At 56.2% G+C, this 26,228-nt stretch carries 25 protein-coding genes and 2 pseudogenes; 9 read left to right on the plus strand and 18 right to left on the minus strand.

Going from position 1 to position 26,228, the window contains the following annotated elements; translation table 11 throughout:
• Positions 1-99: 99 nt before the first annotated feature.
• The 8 genes from I6L45_RS09875 to I6L45_RS09910 form a co-directional block, all read right to left on the minus strand.
• Positions 100-2,508 (minus strand): heavy metal translocating P-type ATPase, encoded by a 2,409-nt coding sequence (locus tag I6L45_RS09875; protein ID WP_080937942.1) that lies wholly within the window; start codon positions 2,506-2,508, stop codon positions 100-102.
• 3 nt (positions 2,509-2,511) lie between these two features.
• On the minus strand, positions 2,512-3,153 hold the full coding sequence (locus tag I6L45_RS09880) for an isoprenylcysteine carboxylmethyltransferase family protein (protein ID WP_216984099.1): 642 nt from the start codon (positions 3,151-3,153) through the stop codon (positions 2,512-2,514).
• Positions 3,150-3,464: a DUF2933 domain-containing protein gene (locus I6L45_RS09885; RefSeq protein WP_111589464.1), complete on the minus strand. Its 315-nt coding sequence runs from the start codon at positions 3,462-3,464 to the stop codon at positions 3,150-3,152. The genes I6L45_RS09880 and I6L45_RS09885 overlap by 4 nt, the downstream gene beginning before the upstream one ends.
• 279 nt (positions 3,465-3,743) lie before the next feature.
• Positions 3,744-4,277, minus strand: a complete 534-nt coding sequence (locus I6L45_RS09890) for a cupredoxin family protein (RefSeq protein WP_005303871.1) — start codon at positions 4,275-4,277, stop codon at positions 3,744-3,746.
• A 20-nt stretch (positions 4,278-4,297) separates the two neighbouring features.
• Complete coding sequence (locus I6L45_RS09895; RefSeq protein ID WP_005303868.1) at positions 4,298-5,155, minus strand: copper resistance protein B; 858 nt, start codon at positions 5,153-5,155, stop codon at positions 4,298-4,300.
• Between the two features lie 11 nt (positions 5,156-5,166).
• Positions 5,167-7,125 (minus strand): copper resistance system multicopper oxidase, encoded by a 1,959-nt coding sequence (locus I6L45_RS09900; protein WP_080989874.1) that lies wholly within the window; start codon positions 7,123-7,125, stop codon positions 5,167-5,169.
• A gap of 140 nt (positions 7,126-7,265) precedes the next feature.
• On the minus strand, positions 7,266-7,592 hold the full coding sequence (locus tag I6L45_RS09905) for a hypothetical protein (protein ID WP_158197851.1): 327 nt from the start codon (positions 7,590-7,592) through the stop codon (positions 7,266-7,268).
• 163 nt (positions 7,593-7,755) lie between these two features.
• A complete protein-coding gene (locus I6L45_RS09910) occupies positions 7,756-7,998 on the minus strand; it encodes a helix-turn-helix transcriptional regulator (protein ID WP_201896806.1) in 243 nt (80 codons plus the stop codon).
• 6 nt (positions 7,999-8,004) lie between these two features.
• Here I6L45_RS09910 and I6L45_RS09915 point away from each other — a divergent pair.
• The 3 genes and pseudogenes from I6L45_RS09915 to I6L45_RS09925 all read left to right on the plus strand — a co-directional run.
• Positions 8,005-8,745: pseudogene (locus I6L45_RS09915) on the plus strand (permease); the annotation flags it as partial.
• Positions 8,717-9,016, plus strand: a pseudogene (locus I6L45_RS09920) (IS3 family transposase); the annotation flags it as partial. The pseudogenes I6L45_RS09915 and I6L45_RS09920, both read left to right, overlap by 29 nt.
• Before the next feature lie 63 nt (positions 9,017-9,079).
• Positions 9,080-10,233 (plus strand): IS3 family transposase gene (locus I6L45_RS09925; RefSeq protein ID WP_216982260.1). Its coding sequence is split into 2 segments (ribosomal slippage): positions 9,080-9,317 and positions 9,317-10,233, totalling 1,155 coding nucleotides; the frame shifts between segments, so codons are not numbered across the junction.
• On the opposite strand, the gene I6L45_RS09930 is transcribed toward I6L45_RS09925, so the two are convergent.
• The 6 genes from I6L45_RS09930 to purH all read right to left on the minus strand — a co-directional run bounded on the left by I6L45_RS09930 (position 10,220) and on the right by purH (position 17,769).
• Entirely contained in the window at positions 10,220-10,567 is a 348-nt protein-coding gene (locus I6L45_RS09930) for a tetratricopeptide repeat protein (protein ID WP_216984100.1), read from the minus strand. The two genes, I6L45_RS09925 and I6L45_RS09930, sit on opposite strands and share 14 nt — an antisense overlap.
• Positions 10,568-10,702: 135 nt before the next feature.
• Positions 10,703-13,279, minus strand: coding sequence for an alpha amylase C-terminal domain-containing protein (locus tag I6L45_RS09935; RefSeq protein WP_216984101.1), 2,577 nt, complete (start codon positions 13,277-13,279; stop codon positions 10,703-10,705).
• 265 nt (positions 13,280-13,544) lie between these two features.
• A complete protein-coding gene (locus I6L45_RS09940) occupies positions 13,545-14,099 on the minus strand; it encodes a cytochrome b/b6 domain-containing protein (protein WP_043764162.1) in 555 nt (184 codons plus the stop codon).
• On the minus strand, positions 14,080-14,454 hold the full coding sequence (locus tag I6L45_RS09945) for a cytochrome b562 (RefSeq protein ID WP_043764163.1): 375 nt from the start codon (positions 14,452-14,454) through the stop codon (positions 14,080-14,082). Before I6L45_RS09945 ends, I6L45_RS09940 begins: the two co-directional genes overlap by 20 nt.
• Before the next feature lie 321 nt (positions 14,455-14,775).
• Positions 14,776-16,065, minus strand: a complete 1,290-nt coding sequence (purD, locus tag I6L45_RS09950; protein WP_216984102.1) for a phosphoribosylamine--glycine ligase — start codon at positions 16,063-16,065, stop codon at positions 14,776-14,778.
• 111 nt (positions 16,066-16,176) lie between these two features.
• Positions 16,177-17,769 carry a bifunctional phosphoribosylaminoimidazolecarboxamide formyltransferase/IMP cyclohydrolase gene (gene purH, locus I6L45_RS09955; RefSeq protein ID WP_216984103.1) on the minus strand — a complete coding sequence of 531 codons (1,593 nt, stop codon included), beginning with the start codon at positions 17,767-17,769 and terminating at the stop codon, positions 16,177-16,179.
• Between the two features lie 434 nt (positions 17,770-18,203).
• Between purH and zntR the strand changes: the two genes are divergently transcribed.
• From zntR to I6L45_RS09970, 3 genes are all read left to right on the plus strand, one after another.
• The gene (gene zntR, locus I6L45_RS09960; RefSeq protein WP_043764212.1) at positions 18,204-18,641 is read left to right on the plus strand and encodes a Zn(2+)-responsive transcriptional regulator; all 438 of its coding nucleotides are present in this window, start codon (positions 18,204-18,206) and stop codon (positions 18,639-18,641) included.
• Positions 18,631-19,167, plus strand: coding sequence for a dihydrofolate reductase family protein (locus tag I6L45_RS09965; protein WP_216984196.1), 537 nt, complete (start codon positions 18,631-18,633; stop codon positions 19,165-19,167). The genes zntR and I6L45_RS09965 overlap by 11 nt, the downstream gene beginning before the upstream one ends.
• Positions 19,168-19,293: 126 nt before the next feature.
• Entirely contained in the window at positions 19,294-19,512 is a 219-nt protein-coding gene (locus tag I6L45_RS09970) for an alternative ribosome-rescue factor A (protein WP_216984104.1), read from the plus strand.
• A gap of 225 nt (positions 19,513-19,737) precedes the next feature.
• Here I6L45_RS09970 and hemW read toward each other — a convergent pair whose 3' ends face one another.
• Entirely contained in the window at positions 19,738-20,883 is a 1,146-nt protein-coding gene (gene hemW / locus I6L45_RS09975) for a radical SAM family heme chaperone HemW (RefSeq protein ID WP_216984105.1), read from the minus strand.
• A gap of 132 nt (positions 20,884-21,015) precedes the next feature.
• On the minus strand, positions 21,016-21,612 hold the full coding sequence (gene rdgB / locus I6L45_RS09980; protein WP_043764171.1) for an RdgB/HAM1 family non-canonical purine NTP pyrophosphatase: 597 nt from the start codon (positions 21,610-21,612) through the stop codon (positions 21,016-21,018).
• Between the two features lie 232 nt (positions 21,613-21,844).
• Here rdgB and I6L45_RS09985 point away from each other — a divergent pair, with 232 nt between their 5' ends.
• The 3 genes from I6L45_RS09985 to I6L45_RS09995 all read left to right on the plus strand — a co-directional run bounded on the left by I6L45_RS09985 (position 21,845) and on the right by I6L45_RS09995 (position 24,717).
• Positions 21,845-23,008, plus strand: a complete 1,164-nt coding sequence (locus I6L45_RS09985) for a multidrug effflux MFS transporter (protein ID WP_043808509.1) — start codon at positions 21,845-21,847, stop codon at positions 23,006-23,008.
• Positions 23,009-23,116: 108 nt separating this feature from the next.
• Positions 23,117-24,166: an oxidoreductase gene (locus I6L45_RS09990; RefSeq protein ID WP_216984106.1), complete on the plus strand. Its 1,050-nt coding sequence runs from the start codon at positions 23,117-23,119 to the stop codon at positions 24,164-24,166.
• Positions 24,167-24,471: 305 nt separating this feature from the next.
• Positions 24,472-24,717 (plus strand): hypothetical protein, encoded by a 246-nt coding sequence (locus tag I6L45_RS09995; RefSeq protein ID WP_043764213.1) that lies wholly within the window; start codon positions 24,472-24,474, stop codon positions 24,715-24,717.
• A gap of 76 nt (positions 24,718-24,793) precedes the next feature.
• Here I6L45_RS09995 and I6L45_RS10000 read toward each other — a convergent pair whose 3' ends face one another.
• Complete coding sequence (locus I6L45_RS10000) at positions 24,794-25,249, minus strand: NfeD family protein (RefSeq protein ID WP_216984107.1); 456 nt, start codon at positions 25,247-25,249, stop codon at positions 24,794-24,796.
• The gene (locus I6L45_RS10005) at positions 25,246-26,166 is read right to left on the minus strand and encodes an SPFH domain-containing protein (RefSeq protein WP_134694684.1); all 921 of its coding nucleotides are present in this window, start codon (positions 26,164-26,166) and stop codon (positions 25,246-25,248) included. The genes I6L45_RS10000 and I6L45_RS10005 overlap by 4 nt, the downstream gene beginning before the upstream one ends.
• Positions 26,167-26,228 lie beyond the last annotated feature (62 nt).

Genomic DNA, 26,228 nt, shown 5'->3' on the forward strand with positions numbered 1-26,228 from the left:
AGCCTTGTTTTAAAATTAACTAGCAAGGCCACTTGGTCGTGGAATGTCGATAGGTGACATTTAGACTCATCTGCGGACATATAACCTCCGCAGATAGGATCAAGCATTCGTGACCTTCATACCACGGAGTCTCAGCGCGTTCAAAATTACCGAGACTGAACTTAAGCTCATAGCTAACGCCGCGACCATTGGTGATAACAGGAATCCCGTAGACGCATAGAATACACCTGCGGCAAGCGGTATACCAAAAACATTATATATGAAAGCGAACGCTAGATTTTGTTTCATATTTTTTATCGTTATGTTTGATAATGTTCTGGCTAATGCAATCCCTCGTAAATCACCTTTGACTAAAGTAACGGAGGCGCTACTAATTGCCACATCAGTACCTGTTCCCATAGCGACACCAACATCAGATCTTGCTAATGCAGGGGCATCGTTAATACCATCTCCCGCCATCGCCACAATATGCCCCATCTGTTGAAACTTGGTGACTAGAGCCAATTTCTCTGAAGGTTTAACATCGCCATATATTTCGCTAATACCGAGCTTACCCCCCACAGCCCTAGCTGTAGATAGACTATCGCCAGTAGCCATAATTACAGTTACCCCACTTTTTTTCAATGCATCCAAAGCTTCCTGTGTGGATGATTTTATTGGGTCACTTATGACTAGCAAGCCAACGATGGTAAGATTTACTGCCAGGAACATCACACTAGCACCTTCGTGACGTAATCGATCTGCATCATCCTTCACTGCCTGTGTACTTATTCCCTCTTGCTCCATCAAAGATGCATTACCCAGTAAAAGGAACTTTTCAGCTACGATACCTTTTACACCATTCCCTGGAATGGTTTCAAAATCGCTGACATGATGCAGAGTCAAGAATCTATCTTTCGCTGCTGTGACAATTGCTTGTGCTAATGGGTGCTCACTTCCTTGATCTAAACTGGCAGCTAATCTCAGTATTTCATCATTTTCTAAGCCGTTTACTGATATGGCTTGTTCAAATATAGGATGACCTGCGGTAAGCGTACCAGTTTTATCGACAATCAATATATCGACCTTCCTGAAATTTTCTATCGCAGCTGCATCTCTAAATAATATTCCTTGTGTTGCACCTTTACCAGTCGCTACCATAATTGACATCGGTGTTGCCAAGCCTAATGCACAAGGACAAGCAATTATTAATACAGCAACCGCATTCAGTAAACCATACTGCCAGCCTGTTGTGGCCCCCAAAAAACCCCAAGTGAAGAACGTGGTTATGGCAATGAGTACAACAACAACAACAAAATTACCTGCTATTTTATCAGCCATTCCCTGCATTGGGGCCTTGGAACGCTGTGCTTGCACAACCATATTAACGATTTGAGCCAGCATGGTTTGTGAACCCACTTTTTCTGAACTCATGGTAAGAGATCCTGTTGTATTCAACGTTGCTCCGATTACTTTATCACCTCGTTTTTTACTTACCGGAATAGGCTCTCCTGTCAGCATTGACTCGTCAATTGTACTGATACCATCAACAACGACCCCATCCACAGGAACTTTTTCACCAGGTCGGATACGTAAAATGTCTCCCACCTGAACTTGGGAAAGTGGAATATCTCGTTCGCTTCTATCTGGATATATTATACGGGCAGTTTTTGGAGCTAGTCCTATTAACAACCGAATCGCCTCAGAGGTTTTTGAGCGAGCTTTTAACTCCATGATTTGACCTAGCAGCGTCAGTGAGATGATGACATCTGCCGCTTCAAAATAGACAGCAACCCGTCCCATTGACTGAAACGACACAGGGAATATATCTGGTAATATTGTGGCAATGATACTATAAATAAATGCAGCACCAGTTCCAGTTCCGATTAATGTCCACATATTAGGATTGAAAGTTACTATAGATTGCCACCATCGTTCAAAGAATGGTGATGCAGCCCATAATACTACGGGTAAGGATAGCACCAGCTCAACCCAACTCTGAGTATTCATGCTAAAAAATGCTAATTTATGACCAAGCATTGCTAATAGTGTTACAACAATAGTTAATGGCAAGGTTAACCAAAACCGATACTGGAAAATATAAAGTTCAGAATCACTTTTATCCTCATCTTCAAACTGAGGCTTTTCAGGTTCAAGAGCCATACCACATTTAGGACAATTACCAGGCTTGTTAACTCTGACTTCAGGATGCATTGGGCATATATATATGACTTCTTTGTCACTGCCTTTCTGGGCTTGGTGCGCAGTAGATTCACTGGTAGATACGGAAGGCTTCGCATCCGTTCTTACATAAGTTTCTGGATTTTTATTAAAGGCAATAAAACACTTATCACTACAAAAATAATATAGCCCACCATCATATTTAACATATTTTTCAGTTTGATGTATTTTCATACCACAAACAGGATCGGTGTGGTATTGCGAGCCTAATTCTGTTGGTTCCTCTATATCATCATGGCGATGAAAGTCATCGTTTACTGCTGATGGATAAATTTTCTTAATTCTCATCACTCAGCTCCTTACTTTCCATGAAGGTATAAAACGCGGGGTTTTATTTGCATAATCATCATATGCTTTTCCAAATATAGACCTAACCTCGCGCTCTTCTGTGATCGCGAGGTACTTATACATAATCAAGAGAATAGGAAACATGAGAAGGGTCAATATAGTTGGCCATTGCAATAGAAAGCCAAACATAATCATAGCAAACGCGACATATTGCGGATGACGAATCTTTGAATAGGGGCCAGTTATAGCGAGTTTATTCATTTTTTGAGAAAAAAAGAGCACATGCCAAGCACTAGAAAGCAAGTAAAATCCGGCACCAATTACAAAATAGCTTAGGATATGCAAGATATTAAAATGTGGGTCACCATTACCCCCTATAAACGTGTACCACAGATGCCCTGAGTTATGAGAGAGCAGATCAACCTCTGGATATTTTTTTTGTAACCAGCCAGACAGGAAATATATTGTCAATGGAAATCCATACATCTCTGTAAACAAAGCAATAATAAATGCAGATATAGATCCAAATGTACGCCAATCCCTAGCCGACTTAGGTTTGAAAAAGCTAAATATAAACATTATAAACACTACTGAATTAAGTACCACAAGCGACCATAATCCATAGGATGAAAAATCGTTACTCATAAGGATTCTCCTTTATCAGATTTATCATTTTGGTCGGGTGAGCTCTTTTGTATATTTTGTTTTTTTTCATCACTACCATGATCGCCGTTTTCATGGTTATCACCATGTCCACCATGTCCACCATGCATGAATACATGCATAAGTGGGCAAGCGAGAAGAAGCAGATATGGTAAGGCTCCCATGAAATGGGCCCAGTGTTCTGTGACCAAAAAGTAACCAGCAACGCTACCAATGATGATAAAAGCAACCCCAGTTCTAGAACGCCAGAAACCTGGTTCATCAGATTGGTTATGCTCGTGATGTGAATTCATTGACATCCCTCCAATTAATATTAGATGCTGTAGACAACTCATTTTCTCTCAGCACCACGTCCTGTACTCACTCACCCAATAAGTCACACTATCTGAGTGATGCGGTATTTTTTACTTAATATTAAGTATAGTTATACTGCCGAGCATTAATTGGTATTTAGATCTTTTTGTGTCAGCAGATCATCAAACTGTGATATTGGCAAAACTTTTTAACTAAAAACACAAAAAAATCAAATAAAAAAAGAGGGGAGCCCCCTCTTTTTTTGTTTGAAAAGTGGATTATTTCACTACCACTTCACCAAGCATTCCAGCCTCCATATGCCCAGGTACAAGACAAGCAAATGATACTGTACCTGCTTTATCAAATTTCCATAGCACTGCACTCTTCTGACTGGGTGCAAGAGAGATCATGTTTGGCATGCTATGTTTCATCTGCATACCTTGCATTTGTTGCATCATTCCCGCATGCTCTTTGAGCTCTGAGGTTGTTCCGAGAACGAACTCATGTGGTAGTTTTCCATTATTCTTTATAAAGAATCGGATTGTTTCACCTTGTTTGACCGATATCGTTTTCGGTGTAAACCGCATGGTGTCATCCATAGATACGTCAATGGTTCTAGACACATCTTTGGCAACACCTGGGGAACCAGCCATACTCCCCATGTCATGCCCCATAGGAGCTGGATTCCCCTTCATTGAACTCATGTCATGGTTCATGCCATTCTTCATTGAGTTCATGTCATGACCTTGCTCAGAAGCCATCACACCCGTAGAAATTACTATCACAGCAGCAGTAATCATTTTGAATTTCATACATTACCTTCCTTATGTAATCAGAACCAGAATCTGGCACCTGCAATAAATCTCGTATCAGATGTACTCTCCCCATGATCTTTTGCTAGATCGTATGTATTGCCAGCGAGAGTTTTCCATTCAACGCCTATGTAAGGAGCAAACTGCCTACTTATTTCATAACGTAACCGCAAGCCAGTGCTGATGTCTGAGATACCTCGCCCAACAGACATATCATCATTATCTTTACTGTAAATATTCATTGCAGCTTGGGGCTGTAGTATCAATTTCTGAGTAAGTAAGAGGTCATATTCCGCCTCTAGGCTTAAAAGCATTAGACCATGCTGATCTACAAATAAAGAGGAGTCAACCTCAAACCAATATGGCGCTAATCCTTGTAGGCCAAGGGCAAGCCATCCTTTATCGCTTCTAGATTGATATGTATCATATCTTGCTCCAAAAAGGATGTCCCAGTATGCAGATGTAGCATACCCATAAAGAACTTGGTTTTCTGTATCCTGTAATGAATTTTTATATTCACCTTCAGATTTAAACCATATTTTTTGATAGTCTTTCCCTACCCAAGCAAGGGCTTTGTAGGAAGCATAATTTTCCTCTCGTCCATTTGAATATTCAAGCCTGTCAATTAACAGAGAAGAAAAGGTATGTTCATCTGCTAAGGAAAGCTGCTCTCTGCCTTCAAAAAGGCTTGGGCCTGAACTAAGTGTGAGTCCATCAGAATATTCATCAGGGCTTCTTTGTTCGCTATCCTCAGATGCAGTTAAATCAGGGTGATAGCCGCTAACAGCATCTTTTGACTCCTCAGAAAAAGAAAGAGAAGCAAATAACCCAAGGCTGATCAACCATATTCCATTTTTTACTATACTTTGAATTAGCATTATTTATTTCCTCAAGAAACCACTACTTCACGGAACATTCCAGCATCCATATGGAACATAATATGACAGTGCCAAGCCCAACGGCCAATGGCATCAGCGGTCACAAGAAAACTAATTCGTTGTGCTGGCTGCACAGGTATTGTGTGCTTTCTTGCCAAAAAGGAGCCATCTTCATTCTCAAGTTCACTCCACATACCATGTAAATGCATGGGATGGGTCATCATGGTGTCATTGTGGAGAGTAATTCTAACTCTTTCTCCATAATTAAAATGAATTGGTGTTGATTTACCGAACTCAACGCCATCAAACGACCATGTATAGCGTTCCATATTTCCAGTCAAATGAAGTTCAATTTCGCGTTCTGCTGGTCTTGGATCTATGGGCCCACCTTTAGTTTTCAGGTCTGCTAACGTAAGCACTCTTCTCCCATTATTACGTAGCCCTACACCAGGGTCATTCAGATTGCGTCTTGGTGTATCTACCCTCGCATCAACACTGGGCCCAAACTCTGTACTGGCATGCCTAACCTTGCTTGGCGGTGTAGCATTACTCATACCAGCCATAGAACCATGATCCATACCAGCCATGGAGCTATGATCCATCGTTGGCATTGCCCCCGATGCCATGCCAGGCATTGAGCCATGATCCATACCTGCCATAGAGCTATGATCCATCGCTGGCATTGCCCCCGATGCCATGCCAGGCATTGAGCCATGATCCATACCTGCCATAGAGCTATGATCCATCGCTGGCATTGCACCTGATGCCATACCAGGCATTGAGCCATGATCCATACCTGCCATGGAGCCGTGATCCATTCCGTCCATGGAGCCCATCATATCTTCCATTGAAAGAGGCTCAGGTTTGTCTACAGTAGGAATCGGAGCTGAAAGGCCAATCGCCGTCGACAACGTACCTCGGGCAAAACCAGTACGATCCATCGACTGTGCGAAAATCGTATGGGCGTTATCGATGGGTTGAACAATGACATCGTAAGTTTCACCAGGGCCGAAACGAAACTCATCTACGTCTATAGGTTCAATATCAACACCATCGGTTTGTACAACCGTCATTTTTATGCCTGGAATTCTGACATCGTAAAAAGACCCTCCAGCACCATTTATAAATCTAAGTCTGATCTTCTCACCTTTATTAAAGACACCAGTCCAATTTCCATTAGGGGTTGTCCCATTCATTAGATAGGTTAAAGTTGCGGAGGATAAGTCAGCCAAATCTGTAGAATTCATTCTCATTTCATTCCACATCTGGCGTTTGGTGAAGGCAACTTTTAATCCACTGTTGCTGACATCGTTAATGAAGTCGATAGCTGTAGGCTGATTAAAATTATAGTAATCACTTTGCGATTTCAATTTTGATAAAATTCGCATCGGGTGCTCATCTGTCCAGTCTGACAAGAGAACAACATAATCTCTATCGGCTGATATAATCTCGCCTTCTTTTGGCTCTATAATTAAAGCGCCATACATTCCCGTCTGTTCTTGAGAACCAGAGTGAGAGTGATACCAATATGTACCGGACTGTTCCAACGTGAATTTATATGTGAATGTCTCTCCTGGTTTAATACCATTGAAACTAATACCAGGCACGCCATCCATTTCAAATGGAAGTATTATACCATGCCAATGAATAGAGGTAGGCTCACTGAGCTTATTGGTAACACGAAGAGTAACCTCATCGCCTTCCTTTAAGCGTAATGTCGGTGCAGGTATGGAGCGATTGACAACCGTGGCAATTCTTGTACTTCCAGTAAAGTTGACAACAACTTCTTCAACTACCAGATCGATTACTGTTCCACTTAAAACTGAGCTGTAAACCTTTTGCGGCAGTTCTTCTTTAGCGTTAATTGACATAGGAATCGATGCCACAACTCCGCCAGCAGCAATCCCTTTAACAAACTTTCTTCTTGAGATAGAAGGATTAAATCCATTTTTACTATGAACATCATTCATAAGCGCCTCCATTTCATCACAGCTGTGATGTGTGATGATGCTCATTATAGAAATCAATGTACAATTACAATACTGTCATTTTTCTCAATGCGTAGAAAAAAATGCGCCAAACTTACGTTAAGCGAATGATTTTATTTGCTTTATCTGTTTCGCCCACTACCCATTCCATGCTGAAGTTCAATCACATGGACATCACCGTTGTAGCTGACTTTGACTGTGTTGATACTTTTGTCCATGGGGAGTTGCAGTTGCTTTGTCTTCCCAGGAGTAGCCATTACAGTACCCAGTTTAGTGTCATCCAGGGTAGATACACTCACAGTGTCGGTACTAAGTGCGTTGGCACTCCAATCCATATATATAATGTTATGCCCAGCACGAACGTTATAAGGCACCGGAGCCTGAGCAAATGCGGAGAAGCTTCCGACGACCAGCGTACATGCCATGAATGCACCAGTTTTAATATTCATAAACCACCTCATTTAATTATGACTCAAGTTACGTGACTAACTATATACTCTGAGTCATTACATGAAGCTGTCACAAAAATTACAAATTAGTAATAAACCTATTGAAGAGCGTTTGGGGAAAGCTGGATGACTGGATCAGGACATACCCTATTTTTTGGCCTGCTCAGATAGAGATTCGGTTCATGCAGCACTCTTCGCGGAGAAATACGATGATCTCTTCCAGCACTTCGTATTGAGAGACGCAAAGCAGGCTACGACTTTCCCGATTCTGCTTGACCAGGCCAACCGAGACCAGCGCGGCAATGTGGTGGCTCAGGGTCGATGCGGGAATGGCGAGCTGCTTTTGCAAGTCTCCAACAGGCAGGCCCTGCTCTCCCGCTTTGACCAGATGTTTGAAAATGAACAAGGTACTGGGGCATTGACTCCTTTTTGCAGTTGCTCAACCATCTCCATGCTGCGTGGGCTCTTGTCTGCCAAAGCCGGTTTTGGGCCGACCCTGACCTTCCTGTTTGTCTCGCCGCTGCTCAACCCGATCATCGTAGGTTTGATGTGGGCCACCTTCGGCTGGAAAGTGACGATGTTGTATGCCTTGATTGCAGCGGGAGTTTCCGTACTGGCGAGTATGTTGTTGGACATGCTGGGGTTTGAGCGTCATATCATTGACTCCAAAGAGGCCAGCTGTGGCACAGGTTGTGGCGCCACAGCAAGTGAACCTGCCAGTGTTAATGCAACCACTTGCTGCTCAAGCAACGCTATCAAGTCAGTCAAACCGCTAAAGGCTCAAGTATCCTGCTGTACCTCACTGCCTGAGGCTGCGTCAACCATCTCTTGTTGCGCAGATGGCACTGCGGCACGGACTCAGGATCCAGTCATTCCTACGGCCTTCGCCAAAGCGCGTATCGATGCCTGGCAACAATTCAAAGAGGTGCTGCCTTACTTGTTGCTGGGGGTATTGATAGGGTCATTTATCTACGGTTTCATTCCTGCCGAGTGGATAGCGGCCCACGCAGGGGCTGACAACCCGCTGGCGATCCCCTTCAGTGCAATTGTGGGTATTCCGCTCTATATCCGGGCAGAAGCCGTTATCCCTCTGGCATCTGTATTGCTGGGAAAAGGGATGAGCATGCTACCGTTATCAGCCCGTGCTGGCTGATGAAAACCAGGAGATTGCCGACTGGCTGCTGCGCCTCACCGCCAACCAGCGCAACTGGGGTTTCGGACTGTGCTTCCTGTACCTGCGTAACGTCAAAGGCTTTGGCTGGAACCACAAGCGGGTCTACCGGATCTATCGGGCGCTAGAGCTCAATCTGCGGATAAAACCCAAGAAGCGGCTAGTGCGGGCCAAGCCGGAGCCGTTGGCAGTCCCTGACCAACCGAATCACTGCTGGTCGATGGACTTTATGCATGACCAGCTCAGCGATGGTTGAATCGCCCCTACTTTCCTAGACACCCCAAGAGCCTCAAACTGAGGTCATTCAGGAGGTGTTATGAGCAAACAGCAACGTTACACGGAAGAATTCAAATTGGCCGCCGTCAAGCAAGTGACTGAGCGGAATTACCCAGTGGCAGAGGTTGCTGAGCGGCTTGGTGTTTCCAGCCATAGTCTTTACGCCTGGATCAGGCGCTACAGCCAACCCGACGTGCAGCAACAGCATGACTCCAGCCAGCAAGCCGAAATTAGGCGCCTCAAGGCTGAACTGCGCCGCGTCACCGATGAGCGAGATATCTTAAAAAAGGCCGCCGCGTACTTTGCCAAGCTGTCAGGGTAAGGTACGCCTTCATCCGGGAGCACGCGTCCACATATCCCATCCGCAGACTGTGTCGAATGATGAATGTCCACCCGAGCGGTTATTACGCCTGGCAGCTCCAGCCTTTATCTGCCCGAGCCCTGGAAGACCAACGCCTCCTGGGCCAGATCAAGCAATGTTGGCTAGAAAGCGGGGGCGTCTATGGTTATCGTAAGATCCGGGATGACCTGCGAGAGATGGGAGAGACCTGCGGGAAACACCGGGTGGCGCGATTAATGCGTCATGAGGGTTTACGTTCACAAACCGGTTATCGTCGCCGTCCCGGTCATTATGGTGGCCAGCCGGCAGTGGTTGCACCGAATCATCTTGAGCGCCAGTTCGATGTGACTGAGCCAAATAAGGTCTGGGTAACGGACATCACTTATATCCGAACCCATGAAGGCTGGCTCTATCTGGCCGCAGTATTGGATTTGTTTTCACGACAAGTCATTGGTTGGTCAATGAGGCCAAGGATCGACCGAGAGCTAGCCATCAGCGCGTTACTGATGGCGGTGTGGCGACGGCGACCTGAGCAGGAAGTGTTGGTTCATTCCGACCAAGGTAGCCAGTTTAGCAGCTATGACTGGCAGGATTTTTTGCGGGAGCACCGGCTCAAGGCCAGCATGAGCAGACGTGGTAACTGTCATGATAACGCGGTGGCGGAGAGTTTCTTCCAGCTCCTAAAACGCGAGCGGATCCGACGTAAAACCTATGCGGATCGCGAGGAGGCCCGGCGGGATGTGTTCGATTACATTGAAATGTTTTACAACCCCAAGCGTCGGCACAGTTTCAACAACGGGCTATCGCCAGTAGAGTGTGAAAAGCAATATTTCGAACGGCTCAAAAGTGTCTAGAGAAGCCGGGGCGATTCACCTTGAACTCCACGGCATCGGGGAAGCGGGCCAGCGCCTCATCGAAGGTGGCCAGGGCCTCGGCATAGTGCCCCGTGGTGCGATAGGAGCTGCCGAGGCCGAGCCAGGCACCGCGCAAGGATGCATTGCCCAGCCCCAGTTCGATGGCCTTGCGGTAGAGCGGGATGGCCTGGGCCTCTCGCCCGAGCATGTCGTGCAGGCTGGCCACTTCGTAATGCAGCTCGGCGTGGGCCGGGTGTTCGATGAGTTGCAACAGGCCGTGCTGGCGGGCTTCCTCGAGCCGTCCCTCGGCCTTGAGAGTATTCAACTGTTTCATATGCGCTCCTGCATGGGGATGAAGGATCAGTATGCCTGTCGATGGGGTGGCGGGGAACGTGCCATGGGGCTATGAAAAAGGCCTCCCGCCGATGGCGGGAGGCCTGGTTGCAATGCATTGGGCGTGTGTCCAGCCTTACTGGGCGCTCAGGCTGTAGGCCAGGGTCTGGTCATTGAAACGCACCACATAGACGCCGACCACTGCGGTGGCGATGTCTGCCCCGGCCAGCTCGGCCACGCCATCCTTGTTGGTGTCGCCGTAGTTCTGGGTCCAGTCCCCCTTGACGTCGAACTTGAAGCGCTGGCCGCCGTTGCCATCCCCGCTACCGGTGAAGGTGACGCTGGCCTGCCAGAGGTGATCCCCCACCAGTGACATGGGGGTGGTGCCCCAGCTGTTGGTGGTGCCGCGAATGTTGAGGCTGGCGACATTCTTGGCATAGGTGACGCTCACCGGGGTCAGGCTGTATTGCAGGGTCTGATCGTTGAAGCGTACCCGGTACTGGCCGGTGACCGTGGTGTAGATGTCGCTGCCGGTCAGATCCGCAACGCCGTCCTTGTTGCTGTCGCCATAGTTCTGGGTCCAGTCCCCCTTGACGTCGAACTTGAAGCGCTGGTTGGTCTGCCCGTCGAAGGTGACCAGGGCTTCCCACTGGTTGTCGGCGACCAGCGTCATGGCAAGGGATCCCCAGGCATTGGGGGTACCGCGGAAGTTCAGGGTCGGCAGCACGCTGGCATAGGTGCCGTTGTCGTCGGTGACGGTCACGGTGGCGCTGGCACTGGCGGTCAACCCTTCCGCATCGGTCACGGTGACCGTCACGGTATGGGTACCCGGGGTATCGAACCGGACTGTCTCCGTGGCGGCGGTGCCCCCGCTGGACCAGCGGTAGCTCACCACGCCGCCGTCATCGCTGGAGGCGGAAGCGTCAAACACCACGCTCTCGCCCGTCTTGACGCTGAGGGTCTTGGGGGAGAGGGCGGCCACCGGTGCCTGGTTGCTGGTGAGGGGGGTGACCGTGTATCGCAGATCGCTCTCGCTCAGGGTGATGCGGTAGGTGCCCGCCCCGCTGACCAGGATATCCTTGCTGCTGCCCTTGTCGGCGATGCCATCCCCCTCGTTGTCGCCGTAGTTTTCGGTCCAGTTGCCGAAGACGTCGAACTTGAAGCGCTGGGCACCGGTGGCGTCACCGTTGCCGGTCAGGGTGAGGGTGGCGGACCAGACACGGTTAGCATCGACGGTCATGGGGGTGTTGCCCCAGGCGTTGTGGGTACCGCGCAGGTTCATGCTGCTGAACTTGTTGCCCGGCAGGACGGAACCTCCGCAGGGGCTGGCTTTGGTGCAACCGGCGAGGATGGCTGTTGCCTTCATGCCGGGTACGTTCAGGCTGGCCTTGCCGCTGCCATCGACGGTGACATAGCCGCCGCTGCAGTAATCAGTGCCCCCCAGGAGGTTGCAGTACTCGCCGGCCGGCAGGCCGGTCTGCACCGAGGCCACCAGGCTGCCGCTCTCGTTGTTGATGGCGACGAAGCCCTTGTCACCGCGGCCGAAGGCGATCTGGTTGTTGCCGTTGTCCCACCAGTGGCTGACGGGCTGGCCCTCGGTTCTGTTGTGGAACAGGGCCATGTTCATGATGGTCGGGCGCCGCTGCTCGCAGTTCCACTGGCTGTCGGAGCAGGGCGTGCTGCCCGGTGCCCCCTTGTCGGTTTCATAGGTGCCCATGTTTTCGAAGCGGTAACCCGACATCACCTGCTTCCAGCCATAGGGCCAGGCCATCATGAAGGTGTTGGCCAGCTCATAGCGGGCGCCGTTCATGAAGGTGAGCATGCCACCGCCACCATGGCCCCGCTCGCGGTCGTGGTTGACCACGAAGACGAATGCCTTGTTCGAGGGGAGCAGGCCCCAGCTCTCGCCCAGGGTCTTGAGGTTCTTGATCTGGCCGTTGAAGTTGGCGGCGAGATCCGTGCCGTATTTGAAGTCGGTGACGGTGTCTATGTAGGTGTAGCGAGGGGGCTGGATGTCGGCGGATTCCCCGCCTGCGCCGATCACCTCGAGGTAGGCTCTGGGGCTGCCCGCCTTGTCGAGGATGGCCTTCACGTCGGCCGGGGCCATGTGCTTGGCCGCATCGATGCGAAAGCCCGCCACTCCCCAGCCGAGCAGGGTCTTCATGTAGGTGGCGATCTGATCCTGCACGTAGGCGGAGCCTGTGTTGAGGTCCGGCATGCCGTAGAGGGCGCCGTTCCAGACGTTGTTGCTGTCGCCGTAGTTGGTGATGTCGCCGCTGTGGTGGAAGTCGTTGTAGCCGAACTGGGGATACTGGAATTGCCCCGAGTTGTAGCTGCCACCGCCGGTGGCGGTGCCGGTGCCCGAGGCCAGCTGGTTGAAGACGGCGTCGGCGTAGACCTTGACCCCGGCCGCGTTGCAGCGGGCGATCATGCTTCTGAGCTCCGCCTCGCTACCGCCGAAGCTGTTGAAGTTGCTGAAGCTGACCGGTTGATAGACGGTCCACCAGACCTGGCTGCCCTGCTTGTGTTCGGCGGGGGGGGTTATCTGGACGCCGCCGAACCCCTTGGGCCCGAGCACGGTCTCGCACTCGTTGGCGATGTCGTTGAACTTCCATTGGAACAGGTGAACCATGACCCCTTCGGCGCTGGCAGTGTGGCTGAAAGAGCCGAGTGCTGCCGCCAGCAGGGCGGTTCGAAACAGTGTGGTGTGCATGACGATTTTCCCTTCGATCTTGTTATTGACGTATCACTGTCTATGAATCGAACGGACAACAAACTTCCTCGTTCAGCTCAGTAGCATTCATGAAAATCTGCTGGTTGAACATTGAACAGCCTGAATTAATTAAGAAATGTGAATGAAAATGCTTTCATGCGTCCCTGTCGGAAGAGGACGCGACAGCGCCTGTGCAGGTCGCTGCACGGGCCGGGAGAAGGGCGGGGAAGAGACAAGAACGGGGCCCGCCAGGGCCCCGGGAGAGTCAGGTGTTGGGTTCCTGTTGCTGAACCCGGGCATCGCGTCTGCGCCTTGGCAGCATGCGGGTCACCAGGTTGCTGCGCTGGCGCCAGGAGGTGTAGACGACGGCGCTCAGGTGCAGGGCGATCATGCCCTGCAGCGCCCAGGTACACCACTCGTGCCAGTCATCGGCCCCGAGCTCGAAGCCGGTCTCGGTGTTCTGGAACCAGCCGGTACCGGCCGTCGCCAGGACGAGCAGCCAGAGTGCCCAGACAGCCAGCTTGCCGCTGCCGTGGTGGCCGGGCGTGGGCGGGGTCCGCTCGCGCAGGGCATCGGCCTGCTGCCGGAAGTCCTCCCTGCTCGGGATGAGGGCACGCAGGCGGGCGGGGCCGCGTGCGAAGGTGAGCCCCCACAGCAGGCGCAGTCCGATCAGCACCATGACGGCGTATCCCATCCGCTCGTGCCACTCCTCTCCCGCTTCGTTGAGCCAGAGATTGCCGATACAGATGGCCGCCACCCCCCAGTGGGTGAGGCGGACCAGACCATCCCAGTGGAAGGGATCAGCCTTTCTGCTTGGCATAGTTGTGGTACTCCTTCTTCAGGTCGTTGACCTTGGCCAGGTGAGCCTGGGCCTTCTCCTGGTCTCCGGCCTGCAGGGCCGCCAGGCTGGCGTCCAGCTCATTTTGTACCTTGTTCATGCCTTCGAGGAATTTCTCCTTCTTGGCGGCCGGCATGTTCCTCTCCTTGGCCACATCCAGCTGGGCCTTCATCTCCTTGATGTGTTTCTCCATGGTGGCCGCATCGTCGGCCTTCACGGCCTGCTTGTAGTTGAAACCGATCTTCTTCATCGGTTGCTCCAGATCGCCGGCCACGGCGGGCAGGGTCATCAGGCCGAACATCAGGGGCAGCAGCAGGGGACGCACAGTTTTCAGCATGGGATTTCCTTATGAGACGACGAAATTGCAGGTTCTTATGACACTCATATGAGTGCGCTATCGGCAGCATGATGCCACGAAAGCTGGCCAATTGTATGGGGAAAGTGCGACTGATTGTGACGAAATGTGTGCATCCTGCTGTACGAATGTAACCGAACGGAGTGTGTCAGACATCGGATGCCAAGCGGGCGAAACGGGAGGCTGAAGTCCACCAAGGCGGCCTGGCAGCAGCATGCGGGGAGTCCGAATGCAGTGGGGGGCAGCACCCCGGCAACAAAAAAGGGCCCGGGGGCCCTTGTCTGCGAGGTAGCAAGTGACGGCTTATTTGACCAGCTCGCGCTCGATGGCGCGCCAGCCGATGTCGTTGCGGTAGAAGACGCCGTCCCACTTGATGCGCCCTGCCAGCTGATAGGCCCGTTGCTGCGCCTCAGCGACCGTGTGGCCGAGGGCCGTGGCGCACAGCACGCGCCCCCCGGCGGTGACTACGGTATCGCCTTCCATGCGGGAGCCGGCGTGGAATACCTTCTCGCCGCTCGCTTCTTCCACCGGCAGGCCGCTGATGGGCTTGCCCTGCTGGTAGTCGCCGGGGTAACCGCCGGCGGCCAGCACCACGCCGATGGCGACGCGGGGGTCATAGATGGCTTCGACCTGATCCAGCTTGCCGGCGCAGGCTGCCAGGCAGAGCTCCACCAGATCGGAGCGCATGCGCAGCATGATGGGCTGGGTCTCGGGGTCGCCGAAGCGGCAGTTGAACTCGATCACCTTGGGGTTGCCCTCGGCGTCGATCATCAGGCCGGCGTAGAGGAAACCGGTATAGACGTTGCCCTCGGCCGCCATGCCGCGCACGGTCGGCATGATCACCCGCTCCATCACGCGCTGGTGCACCTCGGGGGTGACCACGGGCGCGGGGGAGTAGGCGCCCATGCCGCCGGTGTTGAGGCCGGTATCGCCATCACCGACCCGTTTGTGATCCTGGCTGGTGGCCATGGGCAGCACATGCTCGCCGTCCACCATGACGATGAAGCTCGCCTCTTCCCCGTCCAGGAACTCCTCGATCACCACCCGGGCGCCGGCATCGCCGAAGGCATTGCCGGAGAGCATGTCGCGCACCGCCTCTTCCGCTTCGGTGAGGGTCATGGCGACGATCACCCCCTTGCCAGCGGCCAGGCCGTCAGCCTTGATCACGATGGGGGCGCCTTTCTCGCGCAGGTAGGCCAGGGCCGGCTCCACCTCGGTGAAGTTCTGGTACTCGGCGGTCGGGATGGCGTGGCGGGCCAGAAAATCCTTGGCAAACGCCTTGGAGCCTTCCAGCTGGGCAGAGGCGGCGGTCGGGCCGAAGATGGCCAGCCCCTCGGCGCGGAACGCATCGACCACCCCTTTCACCAGCGGCGCTTCCGGCCCGACGATGGTCAGACCGATGTGCTGCTCCTTGGCAAACGCCAGCAGGGCCGGGATGTCGGTGGCCGAGATGGCCACGTTCTCGATGCTCCCTTCATGGGCGGTGCCGGCATTGCCGGGGGCGACGAAGACCCGGGTCACCAGGGGAGATTGCTTGGCCTTCCAGGCCAGGGCGTGTTCACGGCCGCCGTTGCCAATGATCAGTACTTTCATCGTATCGCTCGCTTCTATTCGGGGTCACTGGCGGGCCAACAGCCTGCGCCGGTGAAAAATAGCCAGGTGAAAAGAGACAACAAAAGGGCCGCCGGCGGCGGCCCTGATCCATCAGTGACGGAAATGGCGCATGTTGGTGAACACCATGCACATGCCGTGTTCGTTGGCGGCGTCGATCACCTCCTGGTCGCGCATCGAGCCACCGGGCTGGATGACGCAGGAGATACCCGCAGCAGCAGCGGCGTCGATGCCGTCGCGGAACGGGAAGAAGGCGTCTGACGCCATGACGGAGCCCGCCACGGTCAGCCCTTCATCCTCGGCCTTGATGCCGGCGATCTTGGCGGAGTAGACCCGGCTCATCTGGCCGGCGCCCACGCCAATGGTCTGGCCGTCTTTGGCATAGACGATGGCGTTGGACTTGACGAACTTGGCGACCTTCCAGCAGAACAGCAGGTCTTTCAGTTCAGCCTCGGTCGGCTGGCGCTGGCTGACCACGGTCAGATCCCCCAGGGTCACCATGCCGAGATCGCGCTCCTGCACCAGCAGGCCGCCGTTGACGCGCTTGAGGTCAAACCCTTGCGCCGGGGCAGTCCACTGACCGCACTCCAGCAGACGCACGTTCTGCTTGGCGGCGACCGCGTCGCGGGCTGCCTGGCTGATGCTGGGGGCGATGATCACTTCCACGAACTGGCGGGCCACGATGGCCGCAGCGGTGTCGCCGTCCAGTTCGCGGTTGAAGGCGATGATGCCGCCAAAGGCCGAGGTGGGGTCGGTCTGGTAGGCGCGATCGTAGGCGGTCAGCAGGTCGTCACCGATGGCGACGCCACAGGGGTTGGCATGCTTGACGATGACGCAGGCCGGCTCGCTGAACTCCTTCACGCACTCCAGCGCCGCGTCGGTGTCGGCGATGTTGTTGTAGGAGAGGGCCTTGCCCTGCAGTTGGGTGGCGCTCGCCACCGAGCCCGGTGCGGCCTGCTCTTCGGCGTAGAAGGCGGCAGCCTGGTGGCTGTTCTCGCCGTAGCGCATGTCCTGTTTCTTGATGAACTGGGCGTTGAAGGTGCGCGGGAAGCGGGACTCTTCATCCCCTTCCTTGTTCTCGCCGTAGGAGGGCACCAGGGTGCCGAAGTAGTTGGCGATCATGCCGTCGTAGGCGGCGGTGTGCTCGAAGGCCGCGATGGCCAGATCGAAGCGGGTAGTCAGGGTCAGGCTGTTGCCGTTGCCATCCATCTCGGCGATGACGCGGTCATAGTCGGAGGCCTTGACGACGATGGTGACGTCCTTGTGGTTCTTGGCAGCGGAGCGGACCATGGTCGGACCGCCGATGTCGATGTTCTCGACGGCGTCTTCCAGGGTGCAGCCGGCTTTGGCCACGGTGGCGGCGAAGGGATAGAGGTTGACGACGACCATGTCGATGGGGGAGATGGCGTGCTGGGCCATGATGGCGTCATCCCGGTCGCGGCGGCCGAGGATGCCACCGTGCACCTTGGGATGCAGGGTCTTGACCCGACCGTCCATCATCTCGGGGAAGCCGGTGTAGTCGGAGACCTCGGTGACCGGCAGGCCGGCATCGGCCAGCAGCTTGGCGGTACCACCGGTGGAGAGCAGGGCCACACCCCGCGCGTCGAGTGCCTTGGCAAATTCCAGGATGCCAGTCTTGTCAGACACACTCAGCAGTGCGCGGCGAATGGGTCGAGCTTGTTCCATCACTCTATCGTCCTCAGCATAACGGGGACCGTTCCATGGGAGGCGAGGCTCAACACACAGAGAGTCCCCAAATAAATGGAAGTGGGGGATTTCGCAAACCACTCTCGCCAGAAGGCTGGCCGTTGGCAAAAGCGTTTTAGGAAATGCCCGCTTGACGCGACGCTCTCTTGTGGGCGCGTATTCTACACAAAAAATGTGAGCCGTGGTGGATTTTTTAAAGAGACAAAGCCTTGTGGGATGCGGCGTTAAACGTTTTCCGGTGATTTTTTGTGAAACGTTTGTCTTTTCAGTGTTTTGGGGGTAAAGGACCGGGATGGACCGGGTTAGCTGCCCCTTTCCTGCCTTTGGCTGGCAATCGCCGGGCAAAGGGGCGATAGTGGAGGCCGGTTTATATTGAGTACCATGTCGGGGATGTCATGCAGGGGGAGAGGACCATGTATCGGATCGGGGAACTGGCCAGGGCGTGCGGGGTGAAGGCGGACACCCTGCGCTTTTACGAGAAGAACGGCCTCATCTCGCCTGGCCTTCGCAACGAATCGGGCTATCGCCTCTACGGGGAGCAGGACAGGCGGCGGCTGGAGTTCATCATCCGTGCCAAGTCGGTGGGCTTCTCCCTGGCGGACATCGGCGAGTTGCTCGCCCTCGACACCAACAAGGCCAAGGTTACCTGCCAGGAGGTGAAGGCGGTGGCCGACGCCAAGCTCGAACAGGTGGAGCAGAAAATCGTCGAGCTGACCCGTTTTCGCGAGAACCTGAGGGAGCTCTCTGACATCTGCTGCGGCGGTCCGCGTTCGGCAGAGCACTGCGCCATCCTGGAGACCCTGGAGTCCGGCGCCCCCTCCCGCCACGAGCATCATGACCATGAGCACTGAGCTGCAGCGCCCCCGGGTCAGCGCCTTTCTCGCCCTCTCCCTCGACGGCTTTATCGCGGGGGAGGGGGGCGATCTGGCGTGGCTCACCCCCTTTGGCGGTGACTCTCAGGAGGAGACCGGTTATGCGGGCCTGATGGCGAGCGCGGATACCCTGCTGATGGGACGCAACAGCTACGACACCGTGCTCGGGTTTCCCGAGTGGCCCTACGGGGACAAGCCGCTGGTGGTGCTGACCCACAGGGCGGCCGATCCCCGCACCCACGTCACCTTCCGGCAGGGGGCGCTGCCCCAGGTACTTGAGGATCTGTGGCTGGTGGGCAGCCGTCACCTCTATCTGGATGGTGGCGAGGTGGTGAGGCAGGGGCTGCAGGCCGGGGTCGTCGACGAGCTGACCCTGTTCTGGGTGCCGGTCAGTCTGGGACGCGGGGTGCCGCTCTTTGCTGGATCCCTGCCCGGCGCGCTGAGGCCTGTGTCCAGTACCGTGCTGCCGAGCGGGCTGGTGCGGGTCGTCTATCAACCGGCCTGAGGATCCCGCCAGCACTCTTGCAGGCGGGCCGAGAGAGGCGCACAATCGGCGCGTTTTTCGCCGCCTGCTCCAGGCCTGTGGTGGCAGGGGCGATGGCAAACACGACAACCCCATCAAGGAGCCGATATGGCCAAGAAGAAGGTGACCGCCGTCACCGCAGAACTCACCCACGCCCACCAGCGTGGCATCATCCAGGACAATCACCTCAAGGCATTGGTCACTTCGCCCCTGTTCCAGGCCCGGGTCGAACCGAGCAAGAAGGGCAAGGGCAGCTATCAGCGCAAGGCCAAGCACGGCAAGCGGTGGGAGCCCGGCCAACAGCAGATGGTATGCGTCTGCTGCTGAGCGGGTTTCTGCTTTGGAGCCTGTCCACGATCTTGCTGCGAGGCCGTGATCAAGGCTCATGTGCTGCTCGGAATCCTCATGTGTACTTACACACTCCGGTTCCTGCGCTGCTCTTCACCTTGCTGACAGCCTCTCGCGACAGACCGTGAACAGGTTCTTGGAACCAAAACAAGCGGGGCGCTCATGGCGCCCCGCTTGTGTTCCATCTGGTTAAAGGCGGTTACCTCATTCATCCATAAAGAGTTCGAGCAGCACGTTCAGATAGCGATGGCCGAGGGGAGTGAGCTGCCAGCTGTCGCCGAGATCCTCGATCAGCTCCTTGCTCTGGGCAATGTCCAGCACCGTCTCCACCCGCTCCAGCGCCAGGCCGGTATAGGCCTCGAACTCCGCCTTGGGGGCCGGTTCAAACAATCTGAACCGGTTCATGAAGTACTCGAGCGGCAGATCGTCCGCGCTCACCTGCCACTGCTCATCCAGATAGGGGCGGCTCGGGTCCAGATACCCCTTGGGGTGTTTCACCTTGGCGGTGCGCAGGATCTGGCCGTTGGCCAGATCGGTCACCTTGCCGTGGGCGCCGCAGCCGATCCCCAGGTAGTCGCCGAAGCGCCAGTAGTTGAGGTTGTGGCGGCACTGATATCCCGCCTTGGCATAGGCCGAGATCTCGTACTGCTGATAGCCCTGGGCGGTCAGCATGGCGTGCCCCTGCTCGTAGATGTCCCACAGGGTGTCATCTTCCGGCAGCTTGGGCGGCTTGGAGGCAAACGCCGTGTTCGGCTCTATGGTGAGCTGATACCAGGAGAGGTGCGGCGGCGCGCAGTCGATGGCCTGCTGCAGATCGTAGAGGGCATCGTCCAGGCTCTGATCCGGCAGGCCGTGCATCAGATCCAGGTTGAAGGTGGGAAGCGCGATGGCGTGGGCCAGTTCGGCGGCCTTGCGCGCCTCCTCGGGGCCGTGGATGCGGCCGAGGCGGGTCAGCTTCTCTTGCTGGAAGCTCTGCACCCCGATGGAGATGCGGTTGATGCCGGCCCGCTGGAAGCCGGCGAACTTGTCCGCCTCCACCGTGCCCGGGTTGGCCTCCATGGTGATCTCGCAGTCCGCCGTCAGGGGAATGCGTGCGCGCACCCCGTCCAGCAGGGCCTGCATGGCCGCCACGGAGAGCAGGCTCGGCGTGCCGCCACCGATAAAGATGGAGGAGAGCGGCCGTCCCTGGGCCCAGTGCAGATCCTGCTCCAGATCCTCCAGCAGGGCCGTCACGTACTCGAGGTGGGGCAGTTCCCCCTTCTGGGCGTGGGAGTTGAAGTCGCAATAGGGGCACTTCTGGACACACCAGGGCACGTGGATATAGAGGGAGAGGGGCGGCAGTTGCAGCATGGGGTTTCCAGTATTCAACAATCAAAAGGGGTCGGGTGGCCTGTGTTGCCGATGACAACGGGCTAGGCGCCGCCAACGAAACGGGGGCCGACGGCCCCCATTGTAGATGACAACGCGGCGGGAGACAGCGCTTTAGTTGACCGCCGCCAGGGCTGCTTTGAGTTTGGCCAGGGCCTGGCCGCGGTGGCTGAGCTGGTTCTTCAGCTCGGCCGGCATCTGGGCCGAGGTGCAGTCGTGGTCGGGGACGAAGAACACGGGATCATAGCCAAAGCCGTGCTGACCGCGGGGCTCGTCGATGATCATCCCCTCCCAGCTCGCCTGGCAGATGAGGGGGGTGGGGTCGTCGGCGTGGCGCATGTAGACCAGCACGCACCAGAAGCGGGCGCTTTTCAGGTAATCCGGGGCGCCCTTGAGCTCGGCCAGCAACTTGTCGATGTTCTCCTTGTCGCTGGCACCAACGCCGGCAAAGCGGGCGGAGTAGACGCCGGGACGGCCGTGCAGCAGGTCCACTTCCAGGCCGGAGTCGTCGGCCACGGCGGGCAGGCCGGTGACGCGGGCGGCGTGACGGGCCTTGATGATGGCATTCTCGACGAAGGTGGTGCCGGTCTCATCGGCATCGGAGACTGAAAACTCGCTCTGCGGGATCACCTGGATCTTCATATCGGCCAGCATGGCGGCCAATTCCTTCACCTTTTTCTGGTTCCCTGTTGCCAGGACAAGCTTGTTCATCACACACCTCCGCAAAAATAATCTGCGCATTCTATGCGGGGGCGGGGCCGAGTAAAAGCGCAATTGTCCGATGTTGGGTTCCGTTCGGGCTACAATCTGTCCGGCGTGACAAGCAGATAAAATACATCTTTCCTGTAGGGAATAACCGAAGTGATTAAATACCATTTCAATTCATTACTGTGAGTCAGTAGACTCGCGCACCAATCGATATTCCTAGGGCTTGAGGTGACTGATGCCATTGATTCTTCTGCTTGTACTCCTGGTGTTGTTCAGCCCGCTGGCCATCGACATCTACCTGCCCGCCATCCCGCAGATGGCCGAGCAACTGGGGGCCGAAGTGACCCTGATGCAGGGCACCATTACCTGGTTCCTGTTCAGCATGGGGATGGGACAGTTGCTGGTGGGCCCGCTCGCCGATCGCTATGGCCGCAAGCCCGTGGCCCTGGGCGGCGTGCTGCTCTATGGCCTGAGCGCGCTGGGCGCCGGTTTTGCCGCCAGCCTAGGTGAGCTGATGCTGGCGCGGGTGCTGCAAGGCCTGGGGGCCTGTGCCACCTCGGTTGCCGCTTTCTCCGTGGTACGTGACAGCTATGGCCCCAAGAAGAGTGGCCAGATGATCTCCTACCTGAACGGCGCCATCTGCTTCATTCCGGCGCTGGCCCCTCTGCTGGGTGGCTGGCTCACCGCCAAGGCCGGCTGGTCGGCGAACTTCTGGTTTATGGCCGGGTACGCCGTCGTGGTCGGCAGCTGGCTGCTGTGGCGGATGCCGGAGACTCGCCCGGAAGAGACCAGCAGCAGCGGCCCGCTCATCAGCTGGTCCCGCTACAGCCCGGTGCTGCGCTCCCCGAGCTTCCTGTTCAACGCGGCGCTGTGCATGCTGGCGATGGCGGTGATCCTGGCCTATGTCACCGCGGCGCCGGTGCAGCTGATGGTGAAGCTGGGTCTGGACATGAACGGGTTCAGCTACTGGTTCACCGCCAACGCTGTCCTCAACATCCTGGCCTGCTTCCTGGCTCCGCGCTTCATCGCCAGGGTGGGGCCGAGACGGACCCTGCGCCTCGGCCTGCTGGTGCTGCTGATCTCCGCCATCTCCCTGACGCTGGCCATGCACATCCCGCATCCGCTGGCCATGATGGGGCCGGTGTTCCTCTCCAGCATCGGCTTCGCCATGATCCTGGGCGCCGCAGCCGGCATGGCCCTGGCTCCTTTCGGCCACTGCGCTGGCACGGCGGCGGCCCTGCTCGGTCTGTTCCAGATGAGCGGCTCTGGCGCCCTGGTGGGGCTCACCGGTGCCTTGATGCCGGATCCCCTGAGCCAGCTGGCCCTGCACATGTGGCTGTTGCTGCCCCCCTTGCTGGTACTGATGACACGTCAGGGGCGGCGCTTGTGTTTGCAATAAATCCTGTGCTCTGATGAGCACACTCAGGGGGCCTTGAGCCCCCTTCTCTATTATGCAGGCGATGGCTCGCCTGCTCCCCATGACATCGCTACCCGTGGAGACAACCGCATGAGCCACACAATCAACGCCGCCCTGGTGGGTTATGGCTTCGCAGGGCAGACCTTTCACGCCCCCTTTCTGACTACCACCCCCGGTCTCGCCCTGCGTTGGGTGGTGAGCCGGGATGCCGCCAAGGTGCAGGCCGAGTTGCCCGGTTGCCTCGTCGGTTCCCTTGACGAGGTGCTGGCGGACGAGACCGTGGATCTGGTGGTGATCGCCACGCCGAACGACACCCATGCTCCCATCGCCCGCCAGGCTCTGCTGGCGGGCAAGCACGTGGTGATCGACAAGCCGTTCGCCCTGGATCTGGCAGAGGCCGAGGCGCTGGTGGTGCTGGCCGAGGAGCAGCAGCGCCTGCTCAGCATCTTCCACAACCGGCGCTGGGACGGGGACTTTCTCACCGTGCGCCGCCTGCTGGCGGAGGGGGCGCTGGGACAGATAGCCCAGTTCGAATCCCATTTCGACCGTTATCGCCCCGAAGTGCGCCAGCGCTGGCGCGAGGCGGGTGGCCCGGGCTCCGGCCTCTGGTTCGATCTCGGCCCCCATATCTTGGATCAGTCCCTGCAGCTGTTCGGCCAGCCTGACTGGATCCAGGCCGATCTCGCCCGGCAGCGCCCGGGGGCGCTGAGCGACGACTACTTCCACGTGGTGCTGGGCTACGGCGAGAAACGGGTCATTCTGCACGGCAGCTGTCTGGTTTCCGCCACCATGCCCCGTTTCGTGGTGCACGGCAGCGAGGGCTCCTTCATCAAGTTCGGCATGGACGTGCAGGAAGAGCAGCTCAAGCAGGGCAAGCGCCCTCCGGCGGCGGACTGGGGTGCGGATCCGCAGCCCGGCCAGCTCAGCCGGATCCGGGACGGTCAGCTCCAGCAGCAGACCCTGGCCGGTGAGGCGGGGGACTACGGCGCCTACTACCGCGCGGTCTGTGCCGCCATCAAGGGAGAAGGGGCCAACCCTGTGCCCGCCCCCGAGGCGCTGGCGGTGATGGCGCTGCTGGATCTGGCCAGGGAGAGCGACAGCCAGGGGCGGCGTCTTCCTTGTCAGAAGCTGTCTGATTGAGGCGATTTAACGGCTCGACGGGCGGAAGGTAAAATGACAATTTTTGAGTATCATTCGACTCTAAGTTGGTGTTTTGTTGTCTCGTCTTGCGAGTTTGTGGGTGCTTTATATTAATATTTGTCGTTAAAGTAGTTTCTCTTATCAAGGCAACGAGAAAATATCATTGTGATACGCGTTTTCATCGGGCGCGTATGGAGATATATTTCGCGCGCCTTCGGGCTCATGCCGGTGGTTTTTCTGCCGGGAGCCGGGGCGCTGTGATGGTCATTCACACCATCTCTCCATCTTTTTTTGAGGGTATGCACATGAACAAAGTACTGGTAGCCGGTATCCTGGGTCTGATGTTGACCGCCTGTGGTCAGAAAGAAGAAGCCGCCGCGCCGGCCGCTACTCCGGCTGCAGAAGTTGCTGCCACTGTTGAGAACGCCGCTAGCGAAGCGTCTGCTACCGTCGAGAAGGCTGCTTCCGAAGCGACCGCTACTGTCGAGAAGGCTGCTGCTGACGTAGCCGAGAAGGCTGAAGCCGCAGTGAGCGATGCCAAGGCCAACTAAGCCAGCACCTCATTGAAAAACGGGCCCGGCGCGAGAGCGCCGGGCCCGTTTTTTTATGGCCGGGAGGCGGGCCCGCTCAGGGCAGCGGTTCCACCAGCAGAATATGGGAGTCATGCCCCGTCACCCTGACCCTGGTGCCTGCAGGGAACGGCTGGTTGCAGCGCACCGTCCAGACGGTGTCGTCCAGGTGGACCCGGCTCATCCCCTGGCTGACGTCATCCAGCAGGGTCAGCTCCCGTCCCAGATAGCTCTGCATCCGATCGTTGATGGGGGCGGCGGCGTCCTGCCCGGAGCGATCCCGGCGGTGCTGCCAGCGCCACCAGGCCCAGGTGGTGATCAGGGACTGCACCGCAAACAGCAGCAGCTGCGCCTGCCAGCCGAAGGGCCAGACCAGCAGCAGGAGCCCCACCTCCAGGGCGGCGATGCCGGTCCAGAGCAGAAAGCCCACCGACCCCAGCACCTCGATGGCCAGCAGCACGAAGCCGAGCCCCAGCCAGTGCCAGTGGGTCAGCCCCTCGAACAGGGCTGTCATGATTTGCCGCCCTTGCCATCCTTGAACAGCTCGGCCATGCCGGCCACGGCGCCGATCAGGCTGCCCGCCTCCAGCGGCATCATCACCACCTTGCTGTTGGGGCCTTCACCGATGCGGGCCAGCGCCTCGGTGTATTTCTGGGCCACGAAGTAGTTGATGGCCTGCAGATCCCCTTCGGCGATGGCTTTTGACACCATGTGGGTCGCCTTGGCTTCCGCCTCGGCGGCCCGCTCCCGCGCTTCGGCGGCGAGGAAGGCGGCCTGACGCTCGCCCTCGGCTTTGAGGATCTGGGACTGCTTCTCCCCCTCCGCTTTCAGGATCTTGGACTGGCGCACCCCTTCGGCCTCCAGCACCTCGGCCCGTTTCTGGCGCTCGGCCTTCATCTGGGCATTCATGGCCTCAACCAGGGCGAGCGGTGGGCGCACGTCTTTGATCTCGATCCGGGTCACCTTGATGCCCCAGGGGGCGGTGGCGGCATCCATGGTGCGCAGCAGCTTCTCGTTGATGGTGTCGCGCTGGGAGAGCATTTCGTCCAGCTCCATGGCGCCGAGCACGGTCCGCATATTGGTCATGGTCAGGTTGCGGATGGCGCTGGTGAGATCGTTGACCTCGTAGCCCGCCTTGCGGGCATCCACCACCTGCACGAAGCTGATGGCGTCTATGGTGACGTTGGCGTTGTCCCGGGAGATCACCTCCTGGGCCGGGATGTCCAGCACCTGCTCCATCATGATGATCTTGTGGCCGATGCGGTCGATGTAGGGGATCAGCAGGTTGAGGCCCGGCGAGAGGGTGCGGGTGTAGCGGCCGAAGCGCTCAACGGTCCAGTTGAAACCCTGTGGCACTATCTTGATGCCTGCGCTCAGGGTGGCGAGTACCAGGAATATGAAGATCCCCAATACAATCAATGACTCATTCATGATTAAGCTCCTTATGAAACACTTTCACTAGCCTAGGGTCTGGCGCCATCCACCACAAGGGA

It is taken from the genome of Aeromonas sp. FDAARGOS 1415, assembly GCF_019048365.1.
Lineage (GTDB): Bacteria > Pseudomonadota > Gammaproteobacteria > Enterobacterales > Aeromonadaceae > Aeromonas > Aeromonas taiwanensis.

What these genes read in the sequence shown, in the direction of transcription:
- I6L45_RS09875 (WP_080937942.1), bottom strand. Translation starts at nt 2,508, where the DNA reads ATGAGAATTAAGAAAATTTATCCATCAGCAGTAAACGATGACTTTCAT.
- I6L45_RS09880 (WP_216984099.1), bottom strand. Translation starts at nt 3,153, where the DNA reads ATGAGTAACGATTTTTCATCCTATGGATTATGGTCGCTTGTGGTACTT.
- I6L45_RS09885 (WP_111589464.1), bottom strand. Translation starts at nt 3,464, where the DNA reads ATGAATTCACATCACGAGCATAACCAATCTGATGAACCAGGTTTCTGG.
- I6L45_RS09890 (WP_005303871.1), bottom strand. Translation starts at nt 4,277, where the DNA reads ATGAAATTCAAAATGATTACTGCTGCTGTGATAGTAATTTCTACGGGT.
- I6L45_RS09895 (WP_005303868.1), bottom strand. Translation starts at nt 5,155, where the DNA reads ATGCTAATTCAAAGTATAGTAAAAAATGGAATATGGTTGATCAGCCTT.
- I6L45_RS09900 (WP_080989874.1), bottom strand. Translation starts at nt 7,125, where the DNA reads ATGAATGATGTTCATAGTAAAAATGGATTTAATCCTTCTATCTCAAGA.
- I6L45_RS09905 (WP_158197851.1), bottom strand. Translation starts at nt 7,592, where the DNA reads ATGAATATTAAAACTGGTGCATTCATGGCATGTACGCTGGTCGTCGGA.
- I6L45_RS09930 (WP_216984100.1), bottom strand. Translation starts at nt 10,567, where the DNA reads ATGAAACAGTTGAATACTCTCAAGGCCGAGGGACGGCTCGAGGAAGCC.
- I6L45_RS09935 (WP_216984101.1), bottom strand. Translation starts at nt 13,279, where the DNA reads ATGCACACCACACTGTTTCGAACCGCCCTGCTGGCGGCAGCACTCGGC.
- I6L45_RS09940 (WP_043764162.1), bottom strand. Translation starts at nt 14,099, where the DNA reads ATGCCAAGCAGAAAGGCTGATCCCTTCCACTGGGATGGTCTGGTCCGC.
- I6L45_RS09945 (WP_043764163.1), bottom strand. Translation starts at nt 14,454, where the DNA reads ATGCTGAAAACTGTGCGTCCCCTGCTGCTGCCCCTGATGTTCGGCCTG.
- purD (WP_216984102.1), bottom strand. Translation starts at nt 16,065, where the DNA reads ATGAAAGTACTGATCATTGGCAACGGCGGCCGTGAACACGCCCTGGCC.
- purH (WP_216984103.1), bottom strand. Translation starts at nt 17,769, where the DNA reads ATGGAACAAGCTCGACCCATTCGCCGCGCACTGCTGAGTGTGTCTGAC.
- zntR (WP_043764212.1), top strand. Translation starts at nt 18,204, where the DNA reads ATGTATCGGATCGGGGAACTGGCCAGGGCGTGCGGGGTGAAGGCGGAC.
- I6L45_RS09965 (WP_216984196.1), top strand. Translation starts at nt 18,631, where the DNA reads ATGAGCACTGAGCTGCAGCGCCCCCGGGTCAGCGCCTTTCTCGCCCTC.
- I6L45_RS09970 (WP_216984104.1), top strand. Translation starts at nt 19,294, where the DNA reads ATGGCCAAGAAGAAGGTGACCGCCGTCACCGCAGAACTCACCCACGCC.
- hemW (WP_216984105.1), bottom strand. Translation starts at nt 20,883, where the DNA reads ATGCTGCAACTGCCGCCCCTCTCCCTCTATATCCACGTGCCCTGGTGT.
- rdgB (WP_043764171.1), bottom strand. Translation starts at nt 21,612, where the DNA reads ATGAACAAGCTTGTCCTGGCAACAGGGAACCAGAAAAAGGTGAAGGAA.
- I6L45_RS09985 (WP_043808509.1), top strand. Translation starts at nt 21,845, where the DNA reads ATGCCATTGATTCTTCTGCTTGTACTCCTGGTGTTGTTCAGCCCGCTG.
- I6L45_RS09990 (WP_216984106.1), top strand. Translation starts at nt 23,117, where the DNA reads ATGAGCCACACAATCAACGCCGCCCTGGTGGGTTATGGCTTCGCAGGG.
- I6L45_RS09995 (WP_043764213.1), top strand. Translation starts at nt 24,472, where the DNA reads ATGAACAAAGTACTGGTAGCCGGTATCCTGGGTCTGATGTTGACCGCC.
- I6L45_RS10000 (WP_216984107.1), bottom strand. Translation starts at nt 25,249, where the DNA reads ATGACAGCCCTGTTCGAGGGGCTGACCCACTGGCACTGGCTGGGGCTC.
- I6L45_RS10005 (WP_134694684.1), bottom strand. Translation starts at nt 26,166, where the DNA reads ATGAATGAGTCATTGATTGTATTGGGGATCTTCATATTCCTGGTACTC.